The sequence below is a fragment of the Marinagarivorans algicola genome (assembly GCF_001292705.1).
GTDB classification, from domain to species: domain Bacteria; phylum Pseudomonadota; class Gammaproteobacteria; order Pseudomonadales; family Cellvibrionaceae; genus Marinagarivorans; species Marinagarivorans algicola.
In genome coordinates this window covers 1-1,122 of record NZ_LGAK01000109.1, presented here as the reverse complement: position 1 = coordinate 1,122, position 1,122 = coordinate 1, and the positions used below count along the sequence as shown (strand labels likewise).

Below are 1,122 nucleotides of genomic sequence, written 5' to 3'. Positions count from 1 at the left end.
CGAGGTCGGCGTATTCACGCTCGGCCGTTTCAATATCTTCATCAATTTTAACCAAGCGCTTTTTAGCCGCTTCGTCGTCATCTTTTTTGACCGCTTCGCGTTCGATTTTTAATTGGATGAGTCTGCGTTCGAGCTTGTCCATTAGCTCGGGCTTGGAGTCTATTTCCATGCGAATGCGGCTACCGGCTTCATAAAATTTTGAGTGAGTGTCCCTGCAAGTTTACAGTAACAGTCGGCTTAACAGCAGGCAATAAAAAAGCCGCTAAGGCAGTTAAGCTTTAGCGGCTTTTTGGATTGGGTTAGACCCAGAGAATACTAACCTATTGATTTAACAGTTTTTTGTTTTGGGTGTCCCCGATTACTGGTTGTCGTTATCTGGATAATTAATCAGTATCAATCCACTCTCGGCGTTCGGCAGATTCAATTAAAGTCTGAACCTTCAATGGAGAACAGGATTCGTTTTTCGAGGTTTTCTTGGAAAAAAGCCGCAAAGGCCACGTAAATAGCTTTCCTAGAGGGAAACCTTCACCTTCGAAATACTTTTTATTTAGGGATTCGAGATCCACGTTAAATTTCTCTGAAAACCTCTCTAGCAATTCAATTCCGTCATCACCATCGACACCAAGTTCATCATTTACCAAGGTGTGAGGATGAATTTTTGATCTGTCTATCCGTGTGAATTCCGCAAGAAAATCGATTACATCATCTTTTAATATCATTTTTTACTCCGCCTATTCACCTGGCCTCATGCATGTAGCCATGCAAAAATCCATTTGCCTTGCTTCTGGATATAGAGATGCGGTTCCTAAAACGGGGAACCACCTTCCCGCAGCACCACCTATACTCGCTGTTTTTGCTGATAAGCCTAACTTTAAAGTTGGGGCTCTCACTGAACTGGAGAATTTACGTCTTCCAAAAATACCTCTGAAAAACTTAGACGCTGCGGATGTGCCTTGAGTTGCGCCACCAGGTTTAGTTCTTGTAGATGTAGTGCCGTAATACAAGGACACTCACCCCAAAAAACACCTGCTAGAACAGCCCAACAATTAGCACCGTCCAACCTACAACATGCTAAATTATGGCCTTATTACTTCTAGCTATCAACACAGTATTAATTATCGT

The 1,122-nt window shown here is 42.6% G+C and carries 2 protein-coding genes and 1 pseudogene; all 3 read right to left on the bottom strand.

Features of this window, described 5'->3' with window-relative positions:
- Nucleotides 1-190 (bottom strand): annotated as a pseudogene (locus AC438_RS16710) (hypothetical protein); the annotation flags it as partial.
- Nucleotides 191-383: 193 nt separating this feature from the next.
- Nucleotides 384-719, bottom strand: coding sequence for a DUF1493 family protein (locus AC438_RS16410; protein ID WP_053982332.1), 336 nt, complete (start codon nucleotides 717-719; stop codon nucleotides 384-386).
- 12 nt (nucleotides 720-731) lie between these two features.
- A complete protein-coding gene (locus tag AC438_RS17490) occupies nucleotides 732-1,010 on the bottom strand; it encodes an STM2901 family protein (RefSeq protein ID WP_476638775.1) in 279 nt (92 codons plus the stop codon).
- Nucleotides 1,011-1,122 lie beyond the last annotated feature (112 nt).